This window comes from Janthinobacterium sp. SUN118 (assembly GCF_030397695.1).
Lineage (GTDB): Bacteria > Pseudomonadota > Gammaproteobacteria > Burkholderiales > Burkholderiaceae_D > Janthinobacterium.
Map to the genome: position 1 here is coordinate 418,394 of NZ_JAPUBV010000002.1, position 19,328 is coordinate 437,721.

Genomic DNA, 19,328 nt, shown 5'->3' on the forward strand with positions numbered 1-19,328 from the left:
CGGCGACTACGGTTTCTGCACAGGAATCTTTTTATCGTCGGCCTTGATGTCGGAGGCGATCTCGGGCTTGGCGCCGATCTTCTCCACCTTGGCATCGACCTTGGCCAGCTGTACCGGCAAGCCCTGGAAGTGGTTCAAGGCTTGCTGCAATTGGAAATCGTCCTTGGCGCCGTATTCGAGGGGCTTGCGCTTTTTCGCCGTGGCGATCAGGCGCTGCTCTTCCTCGAGCTGCTCGTGCATGCCTTCCATCGTCGGCTTGGCCGCTTCCGGCTTGCCGTCGTCGCTGCTCAAGTGTTTTTCCAGGTCCGCCTCGCGCACGCGCAGGCTGTTCCAGCCGTCGCCGTCGGCCGTCTCATCGACCAGCAGGTCGGGCACGATGCCGCGCGCCTGGATGGCGCGGCCTTTCGGCGTGTAATAGCGGGCCGTCGTCAGCTTGACGGCCGTATCGGCCGTGATCTGGCGCAAGGTTTGCACGGAACCCTTGCCGAACGTTTGCGTGCCGATGACGGTGGCGCGCTGGTAATCCTGCAGGGCGCCGGCGACGATTTCCGAGGCCGAGGCGGAACCGGCGTTGACCAGCACCACCAGCGGCACGGTTTTCAGCGCGGCCGGCAGCTTGGCCAGCGGATCGGCCCTGGTGCCGGGCGGCGCATAGAATTCGCGGCGGCCATAGAACACCTGTTTCGACTCGGGCAGCTGGCCCTTGGTCGAGACGATGATGGAGTTACCTGGCAGAAAAGCTGTCGCCACGCCGATGGCGCCCGGCACCACGCCACCGGGATCGTTGCGCAAGTCCAGCACCAGGCCCTTGAGCTTGGGGTCTTGCGCATACAGCGCGTTGATCTTTTTGACCATGTCATCGACGGTCGGTTCCTGGAACTGGGCGATGCGCAGCCAGGCATAGCCGGGCGCGACCATCTTGGCCTTCACGCTTTGCACGCGGATTTCTTCGCGCACGATGGGGAACACCAGCGGCTTGCTCTCGCCCTTGCGCGACATGGTCAGCACCAGCTTGCTGCCGGGCTGGCCGCGCATCTTCTTGATGACTTCTTCCAGCTGCAAGCCTTTCAGCGGAATATTGTCGAGACGGGTGATCAGGTCGCCCGCCTGGATGCCGGCCTTGGCGGCGGGGCTGTCCTCGATGGGCGAGACCACTTTCACATAGCCGTCTTCCATGCTCACTTCGATGCCGATGCCGACAAACTTGCCTTGCACGCTTTCGCGCATTTCCTTGAAGGCATTTTTATCGAGGTAGACGGAATGCGGGTCCAGCGACGACACCATGCCGGAAATGGCTTCCGTCAGCAGTTTCTTGTCTTCCACCTTCTCGACGTAATCGGTCTTGATCAGGCCGAAGACGTCGGACAGCTGGCGCAGCTCGTCGAGCGGCAGCGGGGCATTCGTGATTTTTTGCGCCACGGCCGGGTACTGCAGCGACAGGCCGATGCCGGCCAGTACGCCCAGACCGATCAGGCCGATACTTTTGACTTTGATGCCCATGTGTTCTTCGCAATCTACAAATTCGATGCCGCAGCAATGGTGGGGAACTTAAAACTTCACCCAGGTGGCTGGATCGAAGGCGCGGCCCTGATGACGCAGTTCAAAGTATAGCCCTGATTCCTCGTTGCCGCCGCTGTTGCCCGCGCTGGCGATGGTCTCGCCGCCCTTGACGGCGTCGCCCACGCGTTTCAGCAAAGACTGGTTATTGCCATAAATACTCATGTACTGGCCGCCATGGTCGACGATGATCAGGTTGCCGAAGCCGCGCAGCCAGTCGGAAAACACCACGCGTCCGCCGGCGATGGCGTGGATCTCGCTGCCCTCGCCCGTGCGGATGAAGACGCCCTTCCAGCTGGGGCCGTCACCGCGCTTGCTGCCGAAACGGGCCGCGATCTTGCCCGCCACGGGCGCGCGCAACTGCCCTTTCAGGCTGGCAAAGGCGCCGGCCGGCGCGGCCGGGCCCAGGCTTGGACGCTCGGGCTCCGGTTCCGGCTTCGGTTCGGGTTTCGGCACCACCTTGGCCACCTGCGGCGGCTCGTCGTCATCGATGGGGTCGAGTTTCACGGGCGGCGGTGGCGGCGTCTGCGGCTTGATCTTGCCCGATTTATTTTGTTGCTCTTTAGCAATGCGTTCGCGTTCAGCCTGCGCCTGGGCCGCCTTGGCGCGCGCGGCCAGCAGGCGTTCGCGTTTTTCCGCGGCAATCTTGGCGTCGGCGGCCGCTTTCGCCGCGGCGCGCTGCTCGGCCAGCAATTGCTGGCGTTTCTTCTCGGCCGCGGCGGCGGCGGCCTGTTCTTCGATCAGCTTGGCCAGCTTGTCGACCAGGTTGCCCATGCGCTGTTCGTCGCGCTCGACATTGCCCACCTCCTTGCGCTGCGCCACCAGGCGCTGCGACAAGCTCGTCAGCAAGGCGGCGCGGCGCGCCTTTTCCTGCACCAGCAGGGCTTTCTGGTCGCGCTCTTCCTGCGCGATCTCTTCCAGCTCATCCTTGGCGTTCTGTACGTCCGCCTGGTTCTTTTCCACGGCCAGCAAGTTGGCGCGCAAGGCTTCCAGCAGGCGCGCCTGCGCCTGCGACACATACGCCATGAATTGCAGGTCGCGGTTGATGCGGTTCGGGTTGTCGCCCGACAAGAGCAGCTTGATGCGGTCCTCGTTGCCGGCGACATATTGTTCACGCAGCAATTTTGACAGCTGCGCCTTCTGTTTCTCGACCGTCGCCGTCAGCCGCTGGTGTTCCTGTCCCAGCGCGCCCAGTTTGACGCCCGTCTCGCTTTGTTCCTGCGCCAGGTCGCGCAAGGCGCGGTTGGCGTTGGAAATCGCCTCTTCCGACTCGGCCAGGGTATCGGCCGCGTCGTCCTTGGCGCTTTCCGTGCGGCTGATGTCGCGCTTGAGCTCTGTCAGCTTTTGTTGCAGGCCAGCACGTTGTGCTTCCGCGGCCGCCTTCTGCTTGCTGCGTTCGGTGGGTTTGGCGCCCTGCGCCGCGCCGCTCGACAGCAGCAGCGCCAGGCACAGCATGGCACCGGCGCGCCACGCCGGCAGGGGTCGTTCAGCAGAGGGGGCGAGCGCTGTGCCGCGGAAGAAAGACGACAAAGTTACTTGGCCTTCCCTTGGTTCGCGACGGCAGCTTGCGCCGCCGCGATCGCTGCCGGGTCGCCCAGGTAGTAATGACGGATCGGTTTCAGGTCGGCGTCGAGCTCATACACGAGCGGCTGGCCGTTCGGGATGTTCAGGCCGACGATGTCGCTGTCGCTGATGCCGTCGAGCATCTTGATCAGCGCGCGCAGGCTGTTGCCGTGGGCCGAGATGATGATCTTCTTGCCGGCGCGGATGGCCGGGGCGATTTCCTCGTCCCAGGACGGCATCACGCGCGCCACGGTGTCCTTCAGGCATTCCGTCAGCGGAATCGCGGCCTTCGGCAAGCCGGCGTAGCGCGGGTCGTTGAACGAGGCGCGGTCGTCGTCGGCTTCCAGCGGCGGCGGCGGCGTGTCGTAGCTGCGGCGCCATACCAGCACTTGCTCGTCGCCATACTTGGCGGCCGTCTCGCCCTTGTCCAGGCCTTGCAGGGCGCCGTAATGACGTTCGTTCAGGCGCCAGTCGTTCTTGATCGGCAGATACATCATGTCCATCTCGTCGAGGGCCAGCCACAGGGTGCGGATGGCGCGCTTCAGGACCGAGGTGTAAGCGACGTCGAACGTAAAGCCTTCCTGCTTGAGGATCTGGCCGGCGGCCCTGGCTTCGTTGACGCCCTTTTCCGTCAGATCGACGTCGGTCCAGCCGGTGAAGCGGTTATCGAGGTTCCAGGTGGACTCGCCGTGACGCATGAAAACGATTTTGTACATAGTTCTATCTTCTCAAGGGGTTCAAATCAAAAAAGCAAAACGTAAAAAGACCTCGTCCAGCTTCTATTTTATAATGCGCGGATTGACTTAAACCATTGGACCCTACGTGAAATTCATTATCGACCACATTTTTCTGTTTGCTATCGTCATTATTTCCGGCGGCGCCCTCCTCTGGCCACTGCTGTCGATGCGCGGCAAGCGCGCGACCGTGCTGGAAGTCACGCAACTGATCAACCGTGGCAAGACCACCATCGTCGACGTGCGCAGCAAGGAAGAATTCGCCACGGGCCACTTGCCTGACGCGAAAAATATTCCGCTGCCGGAACTGGCAAAACGCCTGGGCGAGCTGGAAAAATTCAAAACGCGCCCCATTGTAGTGGTTTGCCAGAAAGGTTCGCGTTCGGCAACGGCTGTCGGCCTGCTGGGCAAAGCCGGTTTCGCTGAAGCAACGAGCCTGGAAGGCGGCATCGACGAATGGAAAAAACAGGGTTTGCCACTGAAAACCTTGTCGCTGGCGAAATAAACATCCGCCTGCACTCATATAAGGAAACATCATGACTGTCCCAGTAATTGTCTATAGCACCGCCGTGTGCCCGTATTGCGTGCGCGCCGAGCGCCTGTTGGAAGCCAAGGGCGTGACCGTGCAAAAGATCCGCGTCGACCTCGACCCGGAAGAGCGCATCAAGATGATGGAACGCACGGGCCGCCGCACGGTGCCGCAAATCTATGTGGGCGATACCCATGTGGGCGGTTTCGACGATTTGTATGCGCTCGATCAAGCCGGCAAGCTGGACCCCTTGTTAAATGGCACGGCAGCCTGATATAAAGCGGGTTCGAGAAATTGCTTGGTTTTTTGTCGTATTGTTTTGATACAATTGCCCTCGCACCTGATCTGGCCGCGCCTACCCGGCGCGGTTTGAATACCGCAAGCACCATATTTGAACGGTGTGCCGTTCTTGTCCTTTACAACGAAAGCGTTCCATGTCTGACGAAAATCTGCAACCAGTCTTCCAAATCCAACGCGTCTACCTGAAAGACATGTCGCTGGAACAACCTAATTCCCCAGCAATCTTCCTGGAACAAGAAGCGCCAGCGATCGAAGTTGCTCTGGACGTGGGCGCCGCGCCTCTGGCCGACGGTATCTTCGAAGCCACCGTGACCATCACCGTGACGGCCAAGGTCGGCGATAAAGTCGCTTTCCTGGTTGAAGGCAAGCAAGCTGGTATCTTCGAAGCACGCAACATTCCTGCCGATCAACTCGATCCGCTGCTGGGAATCGGCTGCCCGAACATCATCTACCCTTACCTGCGCGCCAACATCGCCGACGTGATCACCCGTGCCGGCTTCCCGCCAGTGCACCTGGCCGAGATCAACTTCGAAGTGTTCTACCAACAACGTCTGCAAGCTATTGCTGACGCCGCTGCCGCAGCGCCAGCAGCCAGCGAAACGCACTAAGAACATCTCACCAAACCTGCGGCGCGGCGCGCCTTGCGGCCTGTGATGCGCGCTGTGCTCTGACACAGCTGCGCTTCTCGGCCACGATGCACTGCCGCTCGCGACGGTTTTGTGAGTGTTCTATACTGCAGGTAAGAAACGGCGGCCTGGCCGCCGTGTTTCGTTAAGGTTCAAAAAATATCATGTTGAAAAGTGCGCTCTTGAGCAAGTTCCGCTGGATCGCCGGCGCCGTACTGATGCTGGCCACTGCCGCCAGCCACGCCGTCGATTTCAAGACGGTGGGCGCGGCCCCCGTCATCCTGTATGACGCACCATCCGCCAAGGGCGGCAAGCTGTACGTGGCGCCACGCGGCATGCCGCTGGAAGTGGTGCTCAGCTACGGCGAATGGGTCAAGGTGCGCGACGCCAGCGGCGAAATGGCCTGGACGGAAGCGAAAGGCCTGTCGGCCAAGCGCAACGTCGTGGCGCGCGCCGCCAACCTCAAGGTGCGCGTCAGCCCCGACGACAACGCCTCGCCCCTGATCCTCGTCGACAAGGGCGTGCTGCTGGAAATGAGCGAACAGGCAAGCTCCGGCTGGGTCAAGGTGCGCCACAAGGACGGCCAGAGCGGCTACGTCAAGACCAGCGAAGTGTGGGGCCTGTAAGCACCGCCAGATTCATCCGGGCACCGGCCAGCCGTGCCGTGCCGCTCCCCCTGCCAGACTGAGGTTGCATGCAAGTTTCCCCTGAAAACACTCCCGATACCGCCGCCAAGGCCGACGCGCGCCGCATTACCGTGCTGGGCGCCGGCGCCTGGGGCACGGCCGTGGCCATGGCCCTGGCAGGCCGCCACGACGTGCTGCTGTGGGGCCGCAATGGCGAGGCCATGGCCGCCATGGCCGCCAGCGGCGAAAACAGTTATTTGCCCGGCTTCGCCCTGCCGCCGCAACTGCGCATCGGCGCCGATTTCGACGCCGCCGTCGCGCATGCCAGCGGCGAACATGGCCTGCTGATCGCCGCCTGTCCCGTGGCGGGCCTGCGCCCCCTGCTGCATCAGTTGAAAGACAAGGCCATCCCCAACCTGGTGTGGCTGTGCAAAGGGTTTGAAGGCGGCACGGGCATGCTGCCGCACCAGATCGTGCAGCAGGTGCTGGGGGACGCGATCCCCGCCGGCGCCCTGTCCGGCCCCTCGTTCGCGCAGGAAGTGGCGCGCGGCCTGCCGTGCGCGCTGACCATCGCCTCGCACAGCGCCAGTTTGCGCGCCTGCGTCGTGTCGGCATTGCATGGTGGAAATTTCCGCGTGTATGCGAGCGATGACCTGGTGGGCGTGGAAGTGGGCGGTGCCGTCAAGAACGTGCTGGCGATCGCCACCGGCGTGGCCGACGGCCTGGGCCTGGGCCTGAATGCGCGCGCCGCCCTGATCACGCGCGGCCTGGCGGAAATCACGCGCCTGGGCACGGCCCTCGGTGGCCAGACGGAAACCTTCATGGGCTTGACGGGCATGGGCGATTTGATTCTGACCTGCACGGGCGACCTGTCGCGCAACCGCCGCGTCGGCCTGGGCCTGGCGCAAGGCAAGGCGCTGGCCACCATCGTGGCCGAACTCGGCCATGTGGCCGAAGGCGTGCCCTGCGCCAAGGCCGTGCGCGAGCTGGCGCGCAGCATGGGTGTCGAGATGCCGATCACCAATGCGGTGGCCGGCGTGCTGTTCGATGGCGATTTGCCGCACGTGATGGTGCAGCAACTGCTGGCGCGCGATCCGCGCGACGAAGCCACCTGAAAGAATGACGAGGCCGGGCTTAGCGGCCCGCCTTGTGCATGAGTATGGTCAGCAGCAGCAAGCTGTCCTCGCGCGCGGCCAGCGCATGCGCCTGGCCGCCGTGCAGGTACAGCATCTGCCCCGGTCCCAGCACGTGCACGCCGCCATGCGCTTCCACCGCCACCTCGCCTTGCAAGCACAGCAGGGTGATTTCTCCCAGTACATGATGCTCGGGCATGGTCTTGCCTTTGGGCATGCACATGCGAATCAATTCCAGTTCGTCCGTCTTGGCCAGCGCAATGGCGGAAAACTGCGACAGATTCTCGCCATCCGCCCCCTGCACGTCGATCACCTGGCCCGATGCTGCATGTACTAATGCCATCATCTTCTCCCGCTTAGCTAGACTACCGGTTCAAGCCGCCTCTTCCTCCGGCTCCTTCGCGCCGCGCATCCACTCGACCAGCGGCCACGCATCCTTCAAGCCCTCCGCCAGGGTCGGCAGCAGTTTCTCGGGCGCGTTGACGGGCAGCGGTATTTCGGTCCAGACAAAAAAGCTCTTCAGCTTGATGAATTCGATATGCTCGGCATCCGCCTCGAAGCCCTTCGGTGGACGCTGCAGCTTGCCCTCGTTCTGGATGGTGCCGTAACGGGCCTTCAGGCGCTTATTTTTCAGCACTTTGGAAAAACCTGGCGCGTCGTTGACCATGTGTTCGCGCAGGGCCTTCAGGCGAGCGGGGGGCGGCATGTATTCGCCGGCGCCGAACAGCAAGTTGCCCTGGCCATCGATCTGCAGATAATACGTGGGACCGCCCGCCTTGCTGGGGCGGCGCATGTCGTTCGGCGCGATGGCGGCCGAAAAACGCGTTTTATAGGGGCTCTTGTCGTGCGCAAAGCGCACGTCGCGGTTGATGCGGAACAAGGCCTTCTTCGGATTGCAGTATTTCACGGCCGGGTCAAACTTGCCGAGCTCGCCGATCAGCGACGTCACCAGGGCGAGGAATTCCTCGCGCAGGATGTCGTAGCGGGGCTTGTTCATGACAAACCAGGGCCGGTTGTTGTTATCGCTCAGTTCACGTAAAAATTGGGTCAAGTCACGCACATGCATGTGTCAGCTTCCGATCAGCAACTATTTGGAAAGCTCTTTCGGGATGGGGCGCTTGCCCACCACCACGTCGAGCGCCGCTTCGCGATTCTTGCGCAGCACCGTCATTTTAGCTTTTCCGCCGGGCGCCAGTTGGGCGATCAGGTTCAGCATTTCCGTCGTATCGCCGACGGGCTTGCCATCGACGGCCAGCAGGATGTCGCCGGGCACGATGCCGGCCTTGTCGGCCGGGCCATTGCGCACGACGCCGGCAATGATGGCGCCGCTCGAGCGCTGCAAGCCGAAGCTTTGCGCCAGCTCGGGCGTGATGTCCTGCGTTTCCACGCCGATCCAGCCGCGCACCACGTGGCCGTCCTTGATGATGGCTTCCATCACGGTTTTCGCCGTCGAGACGGGAATGGCGAAACCGATGCCGACGGAGCCGCCGCTTTGCGAATAGATGGCCGTATTGATGCCGATCAAGTTGCCGCGCGTATCGACGAGGGCGCCGCCCGAGTTGCCGAAATTGATAGCCGCGTCCGTCTGTATGAAGTTTTCGAAACTGTTGATGTGCAGATTGTTGCGTCCCAGCGCGGAGATGATGCCCATGGTCACCGTCTGGCCCACGCCGAACGGGTTGCCGATGGCCAGCACGACGTCGCCCACACGCGCCAGTTCCGACTGGCCCAGCACGATCACGGGCAGCTTGTCGAGGTCGATCTTGATGACGGCCAGGTCCGTTTCCGGGTCCAGGCCCACCACCTTGGCGGGCGCCTTGCGGCCATCGGTGAGCACGACTTCGATTTCGTCGGCGCCTTCGACCACGTGGTTGTTGGTGAGGATATAACCTTCATGGCTGACGATGACGCCGGAGCCGAGGCTGTTTTGCAGGGTGTCGTCATCGTCGGCGCCAGGATCGCGCTCGCCGAAGAAACGTTTGAAGAAGGGGTCGCGCGCCAGCGGATGGGCGCCGCGCTTGGGTACTTGCAGGGTGAGGATGTTGACGACGGCGGGCATGGCGCGCGCCGCCGCGTCGCGGTAGGAACCGGGCGCCAGACTGCTCGACGCCGTTTCCACCACGGGCACCGGTTTCGCCGGCGAGCCCAGCTGCTGTACCCGGCTGGCCGGGCGCAGCGCGCCATACACAAAGTACAGCGCCAACGCGATGGTCACGGTTTGCGCAAACAATAACCAAAATCGTCGCATAGGGCTCTCTGTCCAGGTCAGCCGGCCCGGTGCCGGTCCGGCTTATTTTGCCAGATCGTTGCTCTTCTGTCCGTTCTTCTGCAGGGAGTCGCGGATTTCACGCAGCAGGACGATGTCTTCCGGCGTGGCAGGCGCGGCCGCCGGCGCTTCCGGCTGGGCGCGACGGGCCTTGTTCATCAGGCGCACCATCTGGAAGATGATGAAGGCGAGGATGACGAAATTGAGCAGAATGGTGAGGAAGTTACCGTAGGCCAGCACGGCGCCCGCCTTTTTCGCTTCCACCAGGGTCAGGGTGGTGGCCTGGCCATTCAGCGGCAGATAATAGTTGGCGAAATCGAGGCCGCCGAAAATGCGCCCGATGGGCGGCATGATGACGTCTTGCACCAAGGAATCGACGATCTTGCCGAAGGCGCCACCGATAATGACACCGACCGCCAGATCGACGACGTTGCCCTTCATTGCAAATTCTTTAAATTCTTGCATCATTGCCATGAATTTCTCCTTCGGATATGTATAAAAAACATGCCGATCATACTATTGATTCCCAGTGCCACCAACTTCTGGTTGCCGGCGAGACCAATTCCGGCACAGCCTTGCGCATCTAGTTCGAAAGAACTAGCCACCTCCTGCAAAAGTATATAAATTATGGTACAAGCAACGTTTTTGTTTTATTCGTTGTTTGCTTCACTTATAATTTGCGGTTGCCAGAAGCACCTTTTTTGCTTCCGGATAATCAACAAGAAACTGGCACGGGCTGCGCCATTGGCCGAAGTTCCGCAGGGATGTTGCCACTTTACCGTACAAAGATGCGGGTTGCGGCAAACAGTGGGAAAGAGCTTCGGCGACGGGTTTTTCGCGGCTGCCACTCATAATAAAGATTCGCATTTTGACTGATTGGGGTTTGCATGAGTAACGAAAAGCAGGTCGATTCAGGCCGTCGCGGCTTGCTCGTCGCCACGTGCGCGGCGGGCAGTGTAGTTGGATTGGCAACCGCGGGAGCCTTGGTAAGCACCTTCCAGCCGTCGGAGCGCGCGAAAGCGGCTGGCGCGCCGGTCGAAGTAGACATCACCACCTTGCAACCCGGCGAAATGCGCACCGTCGAATGGCGCGGCAAGCCGGTCTGGATCATCAAGCGCACGCCGGAAATGGTCGCTTCGCTCAAGAAAACGGACGGCAAGGTCGCCGATGCCGATTCCAAACGCAACCCCGCCGAATTCACGCCTGAATACTGCATGAACGAATGGCGCTCCATCAAGCCTGAAATCCTCATCGCCGTCGGCATCTGCACCCACCTCGGCTGCTCCCCTTCCTCGAAATTTACCCCCGGCCCGCAACCGTCCCTGCCCGATGACTGGGAAGGCGGCTTCCTGTGCCCTTGCCATGGCTCCACCTTCGACATGGCGGGCCGCGTGTTCAAGAACAAGCCTGCGCCGGACAACCTGCAAGTACCGCGCCATATGTACCTGAGCGACACCAAACTGCTGATAGGTAAAGACGAGAAAGGCGAGGCTTGATCATGGCTGCTTTCAAAGAAACGAAATTTCCCGCCGATGCACCCGCCGCTGAAAAAGCCCTGGGCTGGGTGGATGACCGCTTTCCCCTGACCAAGCTGTGGAATGACCAATGGGGCAAGTACTACGCCCCGAAAAACTTCAATTTCTGGTACATCTTCGGCTCGCTGGCCATGCTGGTGCTGGTGCTGCAGATCGTCACCGGCATCTTCCTGACCATGCACTACAAGCCCGATGCGGCGCTGGCCTTCAATTCCGTCGAATACATCATGCGCGAAGTGCCGTGGGGCTGGCTGGTGCGCTACATGCACTCGACGGGCGCCTCGGCCTTCTTCATCATCGTCTACCTGCACATGACGCGCGGCCTGCTGTACGGCTCCTACCGCAAGCCACGTGAACTGATCTGGCTGTTCGGTTTCGCCATCTTCCTGTGCCTGATGGCCGAAGCGTTCTTCGGCTACCTGCTGCCATGGGGCCAGATGTCGTACTGGGGTGCCCAGGTGATCGTCAACCTGTTCGGCGCCATCCCCTTCATCGGCCCTGACCTGTCGCTGTGGATACGCGGCGACTATGTGGTGTCCGACGCGACCCTGAACCGCTTCTTCGCCTTCCACGTGATCGCCATCCCGCTGGTCCTGCTGGGCCTGGTGGCAGCGCACTTGATCGCCCTGCATGAAGTCGGCTCGAGCAATCCGGACGGCATCGAAGTGAAGGAAAACCTGGGCGCCGACGGCCACCCGCTCGACTCGATTCCATCGCACCCGTACTACACCGTGCACGACCTGTTCGGCGTGTCGATCTTCCTCGTCATTTTCAGCGCCGTCGTCTTCTTTGCGCCGGAAATGGGCGGTTATTTCCTGGAATACAACAATTTCCTGCCAGGCGACTCGCTGAAGACCCCGCTGCACATCGCGCCAACCTGGTACTTCACGCCGTTCTACTCGGTGCTGCGCGCCACCACGGCCGACTTCATGTACGTGCTGATGGCTGCCGTGGCCGCCTACGTGGTGTTCATCTGGCTCAAGTCGCGCCTGTCGACGACGGTCAAGGCCATCATCGCCGCGATCGCGCTCGTCGCCATCGTCGGCATGCTGCCGCAGGTGCTCGATGCGAAATTCTGGGGCGTGGTGTTCTTTGGCGGTTCCGTCGTGATCCTGGCCTTCCTGCCATGGCTCGACCATTCGCCCGTGAAATCGATCCGCTACCGTCCGACCTGGCATAAATACATCTATGCCATCTTCGGCCTGTCGTTCCTGACCCTGGGCTACCTCGGTACCCAGGCGCCAACGGATGCGAAAACCATCGTCTCGCAAGTGTGCACCCTGATTTACTTCAGCTTTTTCCTGCTGATGCCATGGTGGAGTGCAATGGGCAAGTTCAAGACCGTGCCGTCGCGTGTGACGTTTCACCCGCACTAAGCCGCTCCCACGCCACGCTCAAAGGACATACATCATATGAAGATTGCAAAAAAACTGCTCGCCATCCTGGCACTCGTGCCCGCCATGGCCCTCGCCAGCGAAGGCGGCTTCCCGCTGGACAAGGCGCCCGACCGCCAGACCAACATGGCAGCGCTGCAACATGGCGCCAAATTGTTCGTCAATTATTGCCTCAATTGCCACTCTGCCGTGTCGATGCGCTACAACCGCCTGCGCGACCTGGGCTTGACGGAAGACCAGATCAAGCAGAACCTGTTGTTCACCAGCGATAAAGTCGGCGACCTGATGACGACTTCCCTGGCGCCGCAGGACGCCAAGGCGTTCTTTGGCGTCGTACCGCCCGATTTGTCGGTAATTTCGCGCGCGAAATCATCTTCCGCTGGCACAGGCGGCGACTACCTGTATACTTACCTGCGTACGTTCTATAAAGACGACACTCGTCCGACCGGCTGGAACAATATGGTCGTGCCGAATGTTGCTATGCCGCATGTGTTATGGGAATTGCAAGGTATCCAGACTGCCAAGTTCGTGGAAGAGAATGACCCGCACGAAGCGGGCAAGAAAATCCACAAATTTGTCGGCTTCGAGCAAGTCAAGCCAGGCACGTTGAACAAGATCGAGTATGACACTGCGGTAGCCGACCTGGTCGGCTACATGGAGTGGATGGCCGAACCGGCACAGCAGACACGCAAACGCCTGGGCGTGTGGGTGCTGCTGTTCCTGTCGGTTTTTGCTCTGCTGGCATGGCGCCTTAACGCGTCGTTCTGGAAAGAAGTCAAATAAGTGAGGCGCCGGCCGAAGGCCGGTTGGTGCCTGTTTCTGCGTTGTCCGCACGAGTGGACAAGCGACCTGGGGTGAGCCGTTCGCGGCTTCACCCCCTTTGTTTCTAAGGAACTATAAAAAATGATGGTTCTCTATTCGGGTACAACCTGCCCATTTTCGCAACGCTGCCGCCTGGTCCTGTTTGAAAAAGGCATGGACTTCGAAGTGCGCGACGTCGACCTGTTCAACAAACCGGAAGACATTTCGACCATGAACCCGTACGGTCAGGTGCCTATCCTGGTCGAACGCGAACTGATCTTGTATGAATCGAACATCATCAACGAGTACATCGATGAGCGCTTCCCGCATCCGCAACTGATGCCGGCCGATCCGCTGATGCGTGCCCGCGCGCGCCTGATGCTGTTCAACTTTGAAAAAGAACTGTTCGTGCATGTGCACGTGCTGGAAAGCGAACGCGCCAAGAGCAACGACAAGGCCCACGACAAGGCACGCGCGGAAATCCGCGACCGCCTGACGACGCTGGCGCCGCTGTTCCTGAAAAACAAGTACATGCTGGGCGACGAATTCTCGATGCTCGACGTGGCTGTCGCGCCGCTGCTGTGGCGCCTGGACCACTACGGCATCGAACTGTCGAAGACGGCTGCACCGCTGATGAAATACGCCGAACGCATCTTCTCGCGTCCTGCGTATATCGAAGCACTCACTCCTTCGGAGAAGGTGATGCGCCGCTAAAAGATATCCCCATCAAGCTACTGCGCAGCCCGCTCTCGACTTGGCGTTACTCGCCGTACTCAAGTACGGCTGCGTTGCTGAAGCCGATATCGGGCTTGCTCACTACGCTTTCTGGGGCATCTTGGGCCATGTGTTAAAGTTGTTTTTTGCGCTGCCCAGTCTTTTGAATTACCGGTGCGCCCGCCTCATGCTTGACGGGGGCGCTCCCGCCTCATAGTGCCTACCATGTCTGAAATCTCAACCAAACCTTATATGCTGCGCGCCATCTACGAGTGGTGCACCGACAGCGGCTACACGCCTTATCTCGCGGTCAAAGTCGATTCGCGCACCACGGTACCGATGGAATACGTGAAAAAGGGCGAAATCGTCCTCAACATCAGCTTCGGCGCCACCAGCGGCCTGAAGATGGACAACGACGCCATCCGCTTCCACGCCCGCTTTGGCGGTATCTCGCGCGAAATCTACGTGCCGGTCGACAACGTGATGGCCATCTACGCCAACGAAAACGGCCAGGGCATGGCCTTCGAGCCCGTGCTGGGCAACGACGACCCGGACGCGCAACCGACCGACAGCCCCGCCTCCGCCGACGTCCCGCCGCCAGTGCTCGCCCCGGCCGCCAGCGCCCCGACCCTGTCGTCCGTGCCGACCAGCTCCCCCGAACAACGCGACAACGCCACGCCCGGCGACGACGAGCCACCAAAAAAAGGCGGCCGCCCGACCCTGACGCGCATTAAATAGCGTATAATTCGCAACGCGCAGTTTTTGCCGACTTAGCTCATTTGGTAGAGCAGTTGATTTGTAATCATCAGGTGGCCAGTTCGAAACCGGCAGTCGGCACCAGAATTCAGTAGGAAATCAAAGGGTTACCCGCTTCGGCTGGTAGCCCTTTTTTCTTTTCTCCCGCCTGCCAGACACGCCCGGCACCATGCAAACGCATCTCCATCCAGACAAGCCGCTTGCGCGACGCATTGCTGCACTGCGTAATGACTGCGGCTGCGATTAGGCGCAAGATGGGTGCTTGTTAGCAAAGAAGAACCTTTTGATGTCCGGCTTTCCTACCTGGGGAAACATCATGTCCGCACACACTTACAAGCTGATCGAACTGGTTGGCACATCGACCGAGAGCAGCGATCAGGCGATCCGCGATGCCATTGCCAAGGCGGCGCTCACGGTCAAGCACATGGACTGGTATGAAGTGACCGACTCGCGCGGGCATATCGTCAATGGCAAGGTCGCGCACTTCCAGGTCACGCTGAAGGTCGGCTTCCGCCTCGAATAAAGCCATGTGGCATGGGCGGCAGCGGCGTGCCCGCTGCGCGCCTGGCCCAACCTTGCCCTCTCACTAGCGCCTGGCGACTGACCTGCTCTCCAGCCACTCCCGGCCGCCGTGGTCCAGCGCGGTCTCGATGACCTTGTCCGGCAAGCTGTAGACGGTTGCCCAGCTGGCGCGGCCGTCCTGCGTATTGGCGGGGAAGCTGTGCGTCTCGATCGGCCAGTGGTATTTGCGCTTTAACGCCTTGACGATGGCGGCCAGCGAGACGCGGCCTTGCAGCGGTTCGGCGCCGGACTGGTCTCGGTTCGACAGCAGCACGGCCAGGACCTGGCCGCGGCCCGTGCGCGCGCCGGGGAAGGTGGGAGTTTTGTTTGCCATGGCCTATTTTACCGGGCGAGGGGCGACTGCCGCACCTTTGATCTGGCGCAAGCGCCGCAGCAGCCTTACGGCCACGATGGGCATTTCGCCAGGCGTGCCGGCGCCCCTCCGGCGGCCTGGGCCATTCATCACGGGGCACAGGAGACAATCATGGATAGCCTGAACATCCACGCCATGCAGTGGCAGCCCGTCGCCGATATTTCCACCGTCAATCCCTTGCTGCCCGAGGACGTGGCCTGCTTTCGCGAGCTGCGCGACGTGCTGCAACGCTACGGCGCGCTCGAGCGTTTCGGCATTTCCCTGATCCACCGCCATTTCGATATCGCCGACGACGAAGAGCTGATGGAATACGCGGATGCGCAAACGCGTACCCTGACGGTAAAACCTGTCAAGAAAAGCGACATCGACTGGCAGCATACGACGATTACCAACTGGAAACTGACGGCAGGCGAGGAAGTGGCGCGCATCGGCTGCGGCTGCGCGCGCAATTCCGGGGGGCATCTCGGCTACCACCGCGGCACCTGAGGCACGGTAGCAACCGGCCGGCAAGCGGCGTCGGCCATTCTTACACTTTGCTTCCACCAGTTCAGCCCGCTTTACGCAAGCGTTTGATTCGACAGGATTTTCTTGTGTGGCACGCAAGCTGCTTATCTCCGTCTACGAGATGAATCCAGGCAAGTCGTCCTGGATTCTTTATCCCCCGGATTTTCCGAGACTGACCACGATAAGAGGCTGCGATGAACGTCGATCACACACGAAGCAAGACCCTGGGCTGGCTGGGCGCACTGGCGGCGGCAAGCCTGCTGGCCAGCGGCCAGGCGCATGCCGGGGCGTACGGCCTGGCCGTCAATGAATTGAGCAATTTCCGCATCACCACCAGCGCCGGCGCGCTGTCGCTGGCCGGCGCCAACCGCAACGCCAGCGACAGCGCCTTTTTCCAGGGCGGCGTGGCCGTCAATCCGCGCGCCGTCAACACGGGCCCGGCCGCCAATGCCGACGTGCCGCAAGTGTGTTCCGGCAGTGGCTGCACGGGCCTGCCGCAGAACCACTACGCCCCCACCACGGCGCTGGAGTTTGCGCGCGGCGATGCCCACGCCTTCGGCAACATGCTCAATGGCACTGGCTCCACCGTGCTGGCCGTTTCGGAGGCGCAGCGCAACACGGTGGGCGCCGCCTCGGCCACGGCCGGCGACACGCTGACCGGCTCCGTCAACCTGACCCTGTCGAGCGCCGGCTTCATCACCTTCAGCTTCATGGGACGGCGCGACCTGCGCACCAGCGTGACGACGATGGGTGACAAGTCCAATGTGTCGATCATGGATATCTTCAATATCTCGTGCAACAGCGCCAGCCCCGTCGGCTGCCTGTCGCATGCCAATGCCGACGGCGTGATCTTCCAGTTCGCGCCCGATGGCGACGCCAACAATGGCAGCGACATCAACGGCAACCACGGCGCGGGCAGCCTGGATCCGTTCAGCCTGAACATGACGGCCGGCACCAACGATCCGTCCACAGGGCGCGCCTTCACGAATGGCCTGGCGCAATTTTCTCTGACGTCGAACTTCGCGCTGGCGGCCGGCAGCTACACCTTGAATTTTTCCAAGTCCACGCGCACCGATATCGTCGTGATCGATCCCGTGATCGTCGTGGTGCCGGCACCGGCCACCCTGCTGTTGCTAGGCACGGGCCTGGCGGCCCTGGCCTTCACACGGCGGCGGCAACCCAAATAATTAGCAGCAAGCAAAAACACGCGGCGCCCGCCAGGGCGCCGCGTGTTTTTGCGTGGGCGGATGCGCTTCAGCCCAGCCGCGCCAGCGCCTGGCGCGCCAGTTGCAGCTGCTGCAGATAGTAACGGTGCAAGGTGGCGGGGTCGCCGAAGTCGCGCCCGAGTATCAGGCGCAGTTCGCTGGCGGGACAGTCGGCGGGCAGGGTCTGCACCGGCAGCCCCAGTTGGCGGGCCAGCTGGCGCGCCGCCTGTTCCTGCGCGGGCCGGTATTCGACGCGCGTGCGCGCCACCTGGAACGAGCTGTCATTTCCCAGGCGCACCACCTGCACGGGTCCACCGGCCAGGCTGCGCGCCAGCGCGGCGGCCATGCCCTGCACGCCATTGCCATTGAGGATTTCCAGGCGCGGACGCGGCGCGCCGGCCAGCGCCGCCGTTGCCGGCGCAGCGACAGCAATGGGGACGCCGCGCTCCATCGCCGGCACGCGCCGCAACAGGGCCATGCCGTCGCGTTGCGTGATTTCCACGCGCGCCATGGCCGGTGCCGCCGCTACCGGCGCGAGCGCAACGGGTTCCGCCGCGCCGCGCAACAGGGCCGCATCGCGGCGCGGGTCGTGCTCTTGCAAGCTGTTCGCCTGGCGCCGCATCACGGCGGCGCGCTCGTGCTGCCCCAGGCGTTCCAGTACTTGCGCCAGGTGCTGCCAGGCCAGCGCATTGAACGGATCGAGCAGGCAGGCCTGCTCCAGCGCAGGCAAGGCCAGCGCATCGCGGCCGCTCAAGGCATAGGCATGGCCGAGATTGCTGAACAGATAGGCCTGCTGCGGGCGCGGTGTGCCCGCCTCCTGCGTCAGGGCCAGCCAATGGGCGATGGCGGCGTCATGCTCGCCGCGCTGCGCGTACAGCACGGCCAGCGCGTTGCGCGCATGCACATGGCGCGGCGCACTGCGCAGCGCTTGCTCATACGCCGCCTGCGCGGCGGGCAGGTCGCCCCGGTCGAAGGACTGGCGCCCCGCCGCATAGGCGCTGTCGGCGTCAGGCAGCGGCGACAACGGCGGCGGCGCGTGCGCCGTGTGGCTGGCGCAGGCGCCCAGGCCCAGGCAGGCGCAGGCGGCGGCCAGGCGGGAAATCGTCGAACGCATGGTATCTCCTTTCAACGGCTGGCCATGGCCGGCACGAGCACGCGATAGACTTCGATCACGGCCGGCCCCATGAGGACCAGCATGAGGGTGGGAAAAACGCAAAAAATCAGGGGGAACAGCAATTTCAGGGCGATCTTGGCCGCTGCCTCCTCGGCCAGCAGGCTGCGCTTGCTGCGCAGGTTTTCCGAATGCACGCGCAAGGAGTCGCCCATGCTGGTGCCGAAGCGTTCGGACTGGATCAGCATGGCGACCAGCGTGTCGACGTCTTCCACGCCGCTGCGCAGGGCCAGGTTGCGCAACGCTTTTTCCTTGCTGAATCCGGTGCGCATTTCCATCAGCACCAGCTGCAATTCCTGCGCCAGCACCACGCTCTTGATGTGGATCTCGCCCGACACCTTCACCAGCGCCCGTTCCAGGCTCAGGCCCGCTTCCACGCACACGGTCAGCAAGTCGAGCGCGTCGGGAATGTTTTCGAAGATATCGCGCTGGCGCCGCTTCGCCGTGCCCGACAGCACCAGGTTCGGCAGGTAATAACCGGCCGTGGCACTGACGCACAGCAACAACAGCAGCACGCTGCGCAACTGCGCCGCCATGGCGCTGGCCGCATACAGCCCCAGCACGGTGGGAAACAGCAGGGCCAGCACGGTTTTCGCCGCAAAGTACAGGGCCGGCGCACTGGCTTGCCGCCAGCCCGCATTCATGAAACGCGTGCGCAGCGGCGAGCGCTCCCAGCCTTCCTCCGGCAGCGACAGCTTGCTGAACGGCTGCGCCACGCGCGCCACGCGCTCCACCCAGCCGCTCTCCGGCACGGCATCGCTGGCGGCCGGCGCCATGGTGCCGGACAGGCGCTGGCGCAAGGCACCGGGAAAAAAGATCAGCCACGCCAGCAGGGCCAGCGCCACCACCACGGCAAAGACGATCAACAGGAACAGCAGTTGCGGGCCAGTCATGGCATTTCCTCCGATTGATCGACTGACAAAACGTTCGGGACCAGGCAAGTACCGTCGTACGACGAGGCGACGGCACAACGTCACGGA

General features: G+C 62.2%; 23 protein-coding genes and 1 tRNA gene. 14 read left to right on the forward strand and 10 right to left on the reverse strand.

Annotated features, from left to right (window positions below; all coding sequences use genetic code 11):
• Positions 1 to 6: 6 nt before the first annotated feature.
• From O0880_RS17515 to gpmA, 3 genes are all read right to left on the reverse strand, one after another.
• On the reverse strand, positions 7 to 1,500 hold the full coding sequence (locus O0880_RS17515) for a S41 family peptidase (protein ID WP_071325746.1): 1,494 nt from the start codon (positions 1,498 to 1,500) through the stop codon (positions 7 to 9).
• 48 nt (positions 1,501 to 1,548) lie between these two features.
• Complete coding sequence (locus O0880_RS17520) at positions 1,549 to 3,012, reverse strand: peptidoglycan DD-metalloendopeptidase family protein (protein WP_289887784.1); 1,464 nt, start codon at positions 3,010 to 3,012, stop codon at positions 1,549 to 1,551.
• A gap of 77 nt (positions 3,013 to 3,089) precedes the next feature.
• Complete coding sequence (gpmA, locus tag O0880_RS17525; RefSeq protein ID WP_071325748.1) at positions 3,090 to 3,836, reverse strand: 2,3-diphosphoglycerate-dependent phosphoglycerate mutase; 747 nt, start codon at positions 3,834 to 3,836, stop codon at positions 3,090 to 3,092.
• 106 nt (positions 3,837 to 3,942) lie between these two features.
• On the opposite strand from gpmA, the gene O0880_RS17530 reads away from it, so the two are divergent.
• The 5 genes from O0880_RS17530 to O0880_RS17550 all read left to right on the forward strand — a co-directional run bounded on the left by O0880_RS17530 (position 3,943) and on the right by O0880_RS17550 (position 7,050).
• On the forward strand, positions 3,943 to 4,359 hold the full coding sequence (locus O0880_RS17530; RefSeq protein WP_071325749.1) for a rhodanese-like domain-containing protein: 417 nt from the start codon (positions 3,943 to 3,945) through the stop codon (positions 4,357 to 4,359).
• A gap of 31 nt (positions 4,360 to 4,390) precedes the next feature.
• Entirely contained in the window at positions 4,391 to 4,657 is a 267-nt protein-coding gene (gene grxC, locus O0880_RS17535) for a glutaredoxin 3 (protein WP_034783579.1), read from the forward strand.
• A 160-nt stretch (positions 4,658 to 4,817) separates the two neighbouring features.
• Positions 4,818 to 5,291: a protein-export chaperone SecB gene (gene secB, locus O0880_RS17540; protein WP_010394167.1), complete on the forward strand. Its 474-nt coding sequence runs from the start codon at positions 4,818 to 4,820 to the stop codon at positions 5,289 to 5,291.
• Positions 5,292 to 5,473: 182 nt separating this feature from the next.
• Positions 5,474 to 5,935, forward strand: a complete 462-nt coding sequence (locus tag O0880_RS17545) for an SH3 domain-containing protein (protein WP_289887788.1) — start codon at positions 5,474 to 5,476, stop codon at positions 5,933 to 5,935.
• A gap of 68 nt (positions 5,936 to 6,003) precedes the next feature.
• On the forward strand, positions 6,004 to 7,050 hold the full coding sequence (locus O0880_RS17550; protein ID WP_289887789.1) for an NAD(P)H-dependent glycerol-3-phosphate dehydrogenase: 1,047 nt from the start codon (positions 6,004 to 6,006) through the stop codon (positions 7,048 to 7,050).
• 19 nt (positions 7,051 to 7,069) lie between these two features.
• Here O0880_RS17550 and O0880_RS17555 read toward each other — a convergent pair whose 3' ends face one another.
• From O0880_RS17555 to mscL, 4 genes are read right to left on the reverse strand one after another with little or no spacing between them, the layout of a single operon-like run.
• Entirely contained in the window at positions 7,070 to 7,414 is a 345-nt protein-coding gene (locus O0880_RS17555) for a cupin domain-containing protein (protein WP_232250995.1), read from the reverse strand.
• A 27-nt stretch (positions 7,415 to 7,441) separates the two neighbouring features.
• Positions 7,442 to 8,134 (reverse strand): DUF2461 domain-containing protein, encoded by a 693-nt coding sequence (locus tag O0880_RS17560; RefSeq protein WP_289887790.1) that lies wholly within the window; start codon positions 8,132 to 8,134, stop codon positions 7,442 to 7,444.
• A 21-nt stretch (positions 8,135 to 8,155) separates the two neighbouring features.
• Positions 8,156 to 9,316, reverse strand: a complete 1,161-nt coding sequence (locus tag O0880_RS17565; protein WP_071325753.1) for a Do family serine endopeptidase — start codon at positions 9,314 to 9,316, stop codon at positions 8,156 to 8,158.
• A 42-nt stretch (positions 9,317 to 9,358) separates the two neighbouring features.
• The gene (gene mscL, locus O0880_RS17570; protein WP_071325754.1) at positions 9,359 to 9,808 is read right to left on the reverse strand and encodes a large conductance mechanosensitive channel protein MscL; all 450 of its coding nucleotides are present in this window, start codon (positions 9,806 to 9,808) and stop codon (positions 9,359 to 9,361) included.
• Positions 9,809 to 10,221: 413 nt separating this feature from the next.
• Between mscL and petA the strand changes: the two genes are divergently transcribed.
• The 7 genes from petA to O0880_RS17605 all read left to right on the forward strand — a co-directional run bounded on the left by petA (position 10,222) and on the right by O0880_RS17605 (position 15,057).
• Positions 10,222 to 10,830: a ubiquinol-cytochrome c reductase iron-sulfur subunit gene (petA, locus tag O0880_RS17575; protein ID WP_289887793.1), complete on the forward strand. Its 609-nt coding sequence runs from the start codon at positions 10,222 to 10,224 to the stop codon at positions 10,828 to 10,830.
• Positions 10,831 to 10,832: 2 nt separating this feature from the next.
• A complete protein-coding gene (locus O0880_RS17580; protein ID WP_071325756.1) occupies positions 10,833 to 12,245 on the forward strand; it encodes a cytochrome bc complex cytochrome b subunit in 1,413 nt (470 codons plus the stop codon).
• Between the two features lie 36 nt (positions 12,246 to 12,281).
• The gene (locus O0880_RS17585; RefSeq protein ID WP_071325757.1) at positions 12,282 to 13,046 is read left to right on the forward strand and encodes a cytochrome c1; all 765 of its coding nucleotides are present in this window, start codon (positions 12,282 to 12,284) and stop codon (positions 13,044 to 13,046) included.
• Positions 13,047 to 13,166: 120 nt separating this feature from the next.
• Positions 13,167 to 13,778, forward strand: a complete 612-nt coding sequence (locus O0880_RS17590) for a glutathione S-transferase N-terminal domain-containing protein (protein ID WP_010394154.1) — start codon at positions 13,167 to 13,169, stop codon at positions 13,776 to 13,778.
• Between the two features lie 225 nt (positions 13,779 to 14,003).
• Positions 14,004 to 14,516, forward strand: coding sequence for a ClpXP protease specificity-enhancing factor (locus O0880_RS17595; RefSeq protein ID WP_071325758.1), 513 nt, complete (start codon positions 14,004 to 14,006; stop codon positions 14,514 to 14,516).
• Between the two features lie 26 nt (positions 14,517 to 14,542).
• Positions 14,543 to 14,618: transfer RNA gene (locus O0880_RS17600), tRNA-Thr, on the forward strand.
• Between the two features lie 232 nt (positions 14,619 to 14,850).
• Positions 14,851 to 15,057, forward strand: coding sequence for a dodecin (locus tag O0880_RS17605; protein ID WP_289887798.1), 207 nt, complete (start codon positions 14,851 to 14,853; stop codon positions 15,055 to 15,057).
• A 63-nt stretch (positions 15,058 to 15,120) separates the two neighbouring features.
• On the opposite strand, the gene O0880_RS17610 is transcribed toward O0880_RS17605, so the two are convergent.
• A complete protein-coding gene (locus O0880_RS17610; protein WP_071325762.1) occupies positions 15,121 to 15,429 on the reverse strand; it encodes a hypothetical protein in 309 nt (102 codons plus the stop codon).
• Between the two features lie 150 nt (positions 15,430 to 15,579).
• Here O0880_RS17610 and O0880_RS17615 point away from each other — a divergent pair, with 150 nt between their 5' ends.
• Together O0880_RS17615 and O0880_RS17620 are read left to right on the forward strand one after the other, a co-directional pair.
• Positions 15,580 to 15,954 carry a hypothetical protein gene (locus tag O0880_RS17615; RefSeq protein WP_289887799.1) on the forward strand — a complete coding sequence of 125 codons (375 nt, stop codon included), beginning with the start codon at positions 15,580 to 15,582 and terminating at the stop codon, positions 15,952 to 15,954.
• Between the two features lie 212 nt (positions 15,955 to 16,166).
• Positions 16,167 to 17,159, forward strand: a complete 993-nt coding sequence (locus O0880_RS17620; protein ID WP_289887800.1) for an EDSAP-1 family PEP-CTERM protein — start codon at positions 16,167 to 16,169, stop codon at positions 17,157 to 17,159.
• 67 nt (positions 17,160 to 17,226) lie between these two features.
• On the opposite strand, the gene O0880_RS17625 is transcribed toward O0880_RS17620, so the two are convergent.
• Positions 17,227 to 18,291 carry a LytR C-terminal domain-containing protein gene (locus O0880_RS17625; RefSeq protein WP_289887801.1) on the reverse strand — a complete coding sequence of 355 codons (1,065 nt, stop codon included), beginning with the start codon at positions 18,289 to 18,291 and terminating at the stop codon, positions 17,227 to 17,229.
• A gap of 11 nt (positions 18,292 to 18,302) precedes the next feature.
• The gene (locus tag O0880_RS17630) at positions 18,303 to 19,241 is read right to left on the reverse strand and encodes a type II secretion system F family protein (protein WP_289887802.1); all 939 of its coding nucleotides are present in this window, start codon (positions 19,239 to 19,241) and stop codon (positions 18,303 to 18,305) included.
• Positions 19,242 to 19,328 lie beyond the last annotated feature (87 nt).

Coding starts and splice junctions, on each gene's coding strand:
- O0880_RS17515 (WP_071325746.1), bottom strand. CDS start 1,500: ATGGGCATCAAAGTCAAAAGTATCGGCCTGATCGGTCTGGGCGTACTG.
- O0880_RS17520 (WP_289887784.1), bottom strand. CDS start 3,012: ATGCTGTGCCTGGCGCTGCTGCTGTCGAGCGGCGCGGCGCAGGGCGCC.
- gpmA (WP_071325748.1), bottom strand. CDS start 3,836: ATGTACAAAATCGTTTTCATGCGTCACGGCGAGTCCACCTGGAACCTC.
- grxC (WP_034783579.1), top strand. CDS start 4,391: ATGACTGTCCCAGTAATTGTCTATAGCACCGCCGTGTGCCCGTATTGC.
- secB (WP_010394167.1), top strand. CDS start 4,818: ATGTCTGACGAAAATCTGCAACCAGTCTTCCAAATCCAACGCGTCTAC.
- O0880_RS17545 (WP_289887788.1), top strand. CDS start 5,474: ATGTTGAAAAGTGCGCTCTTGAGCAAGTTCCGCTGGATCGCCGGCGCC.
- O0880_RS17550 (WP_289887789.1), top strand. CDS start 6,004: ATGCAAGTTTCCCCTGAAAACACTCCCGATACCGCCGCCAAGGCCGAC.
- O0880_RS17555 (WP_232250995.1), bottom strand. CDS start 7,414: ATGATGGCATTAGTACATGCAGCATCGGGCCAGGTGATCGACGTGCAG.
- O0880_RS17560 (WP_289887790.1), bottom strand. CDS start 8,134: ATGCATGTGCGTGACTTGACCCAATTTTTACGTGAACTGAGCGATAAC.
- O0880_RS17565 (WP_071325753.1), bottom strand. CDS start 9,316: ATGCGACGATTTTGGTTATTGTTTGCGCAAACCGTGACCATCGCGTTG.
- mscL (WP_071325754.1), bottom strand. CDS start 9,808: ATGGCAATGATGCAAGAATTTAAAGAATTTGCAATGAAGGGCAACGTC.
- petA (WP_289887793.1), top strand. CDS start 10,222: ATGAGTAACGAAAAGCAGGTCGATTCAGGCCGTCGCGGCTTGCTCGTC.
- O0880_RS17580 (WP_071325756.1), top strand. CDS start 10,833: ATGGCTGCTTTCAAAGAAACGAAATTTCCCGCCGATGCACCCGCCGCT.
- O0880_RS17585 (WP_071325757.1), top strand. CDS start 12,282: ATGAAGATTGCAAAAAAACTGCTCGCCATCCTGGCACTCGTGCCCGCC.
- O0880_RS17590 (WP_010394154.1), top strand. CDS start 13,167: ATGATGGTTCTCTATTCGGGTACAACCTGCCCATTTTCGCAACGCTGC.
- O0880_RS17595 (WP_071325758.1), top strand. CDS start 14,004: ATGTCTGAAATCTCAACCAAACCTTATATGCTGCGCGCCATCTACGAG.
- O0880_RS17605 (WP_289887798.1), top strand. CDS start 14,851: ATGTCCGCACACACTTACAAGCTGATCGAACTGGTTGGCACATCGACC.
- O0880_RS17610 (WP_071325762.1), bottom strand. CDS start 15,429: ATGGCAAACAAAACTCCCACCTTCCCCGGCGCGCGCACGGGCCGCGGC.
- O0880_RS17615 (WP_289887799.1), top strand. CDS start 15,580: ATGGATAGCCTGAACATCCACGCCATGCAGTGGCAGCCCGTCGCCGAT.
- O0880_RS17620 (WP_289887800.1), top strand. CDS start 16,167: ATGAACGTCGATCACACACGAAGCAAGACCCTGGGCTGGCTGGGCGCA.
- O0880_RS17625 (WP_289887801.1), bottom strand. CDS start 18,291: ATGCGTTCGACGATTTCCCGCCTGGCCGCCGCCTGCGCCTGCCTGGGC.
- O0880_RS17630 (WP_289887802.1), bottom strand. CDS start 19,241: ATGACTGGCCCGCAACTGCTGTTCCTGTTGATCGTCTTTGCCGTGGTG.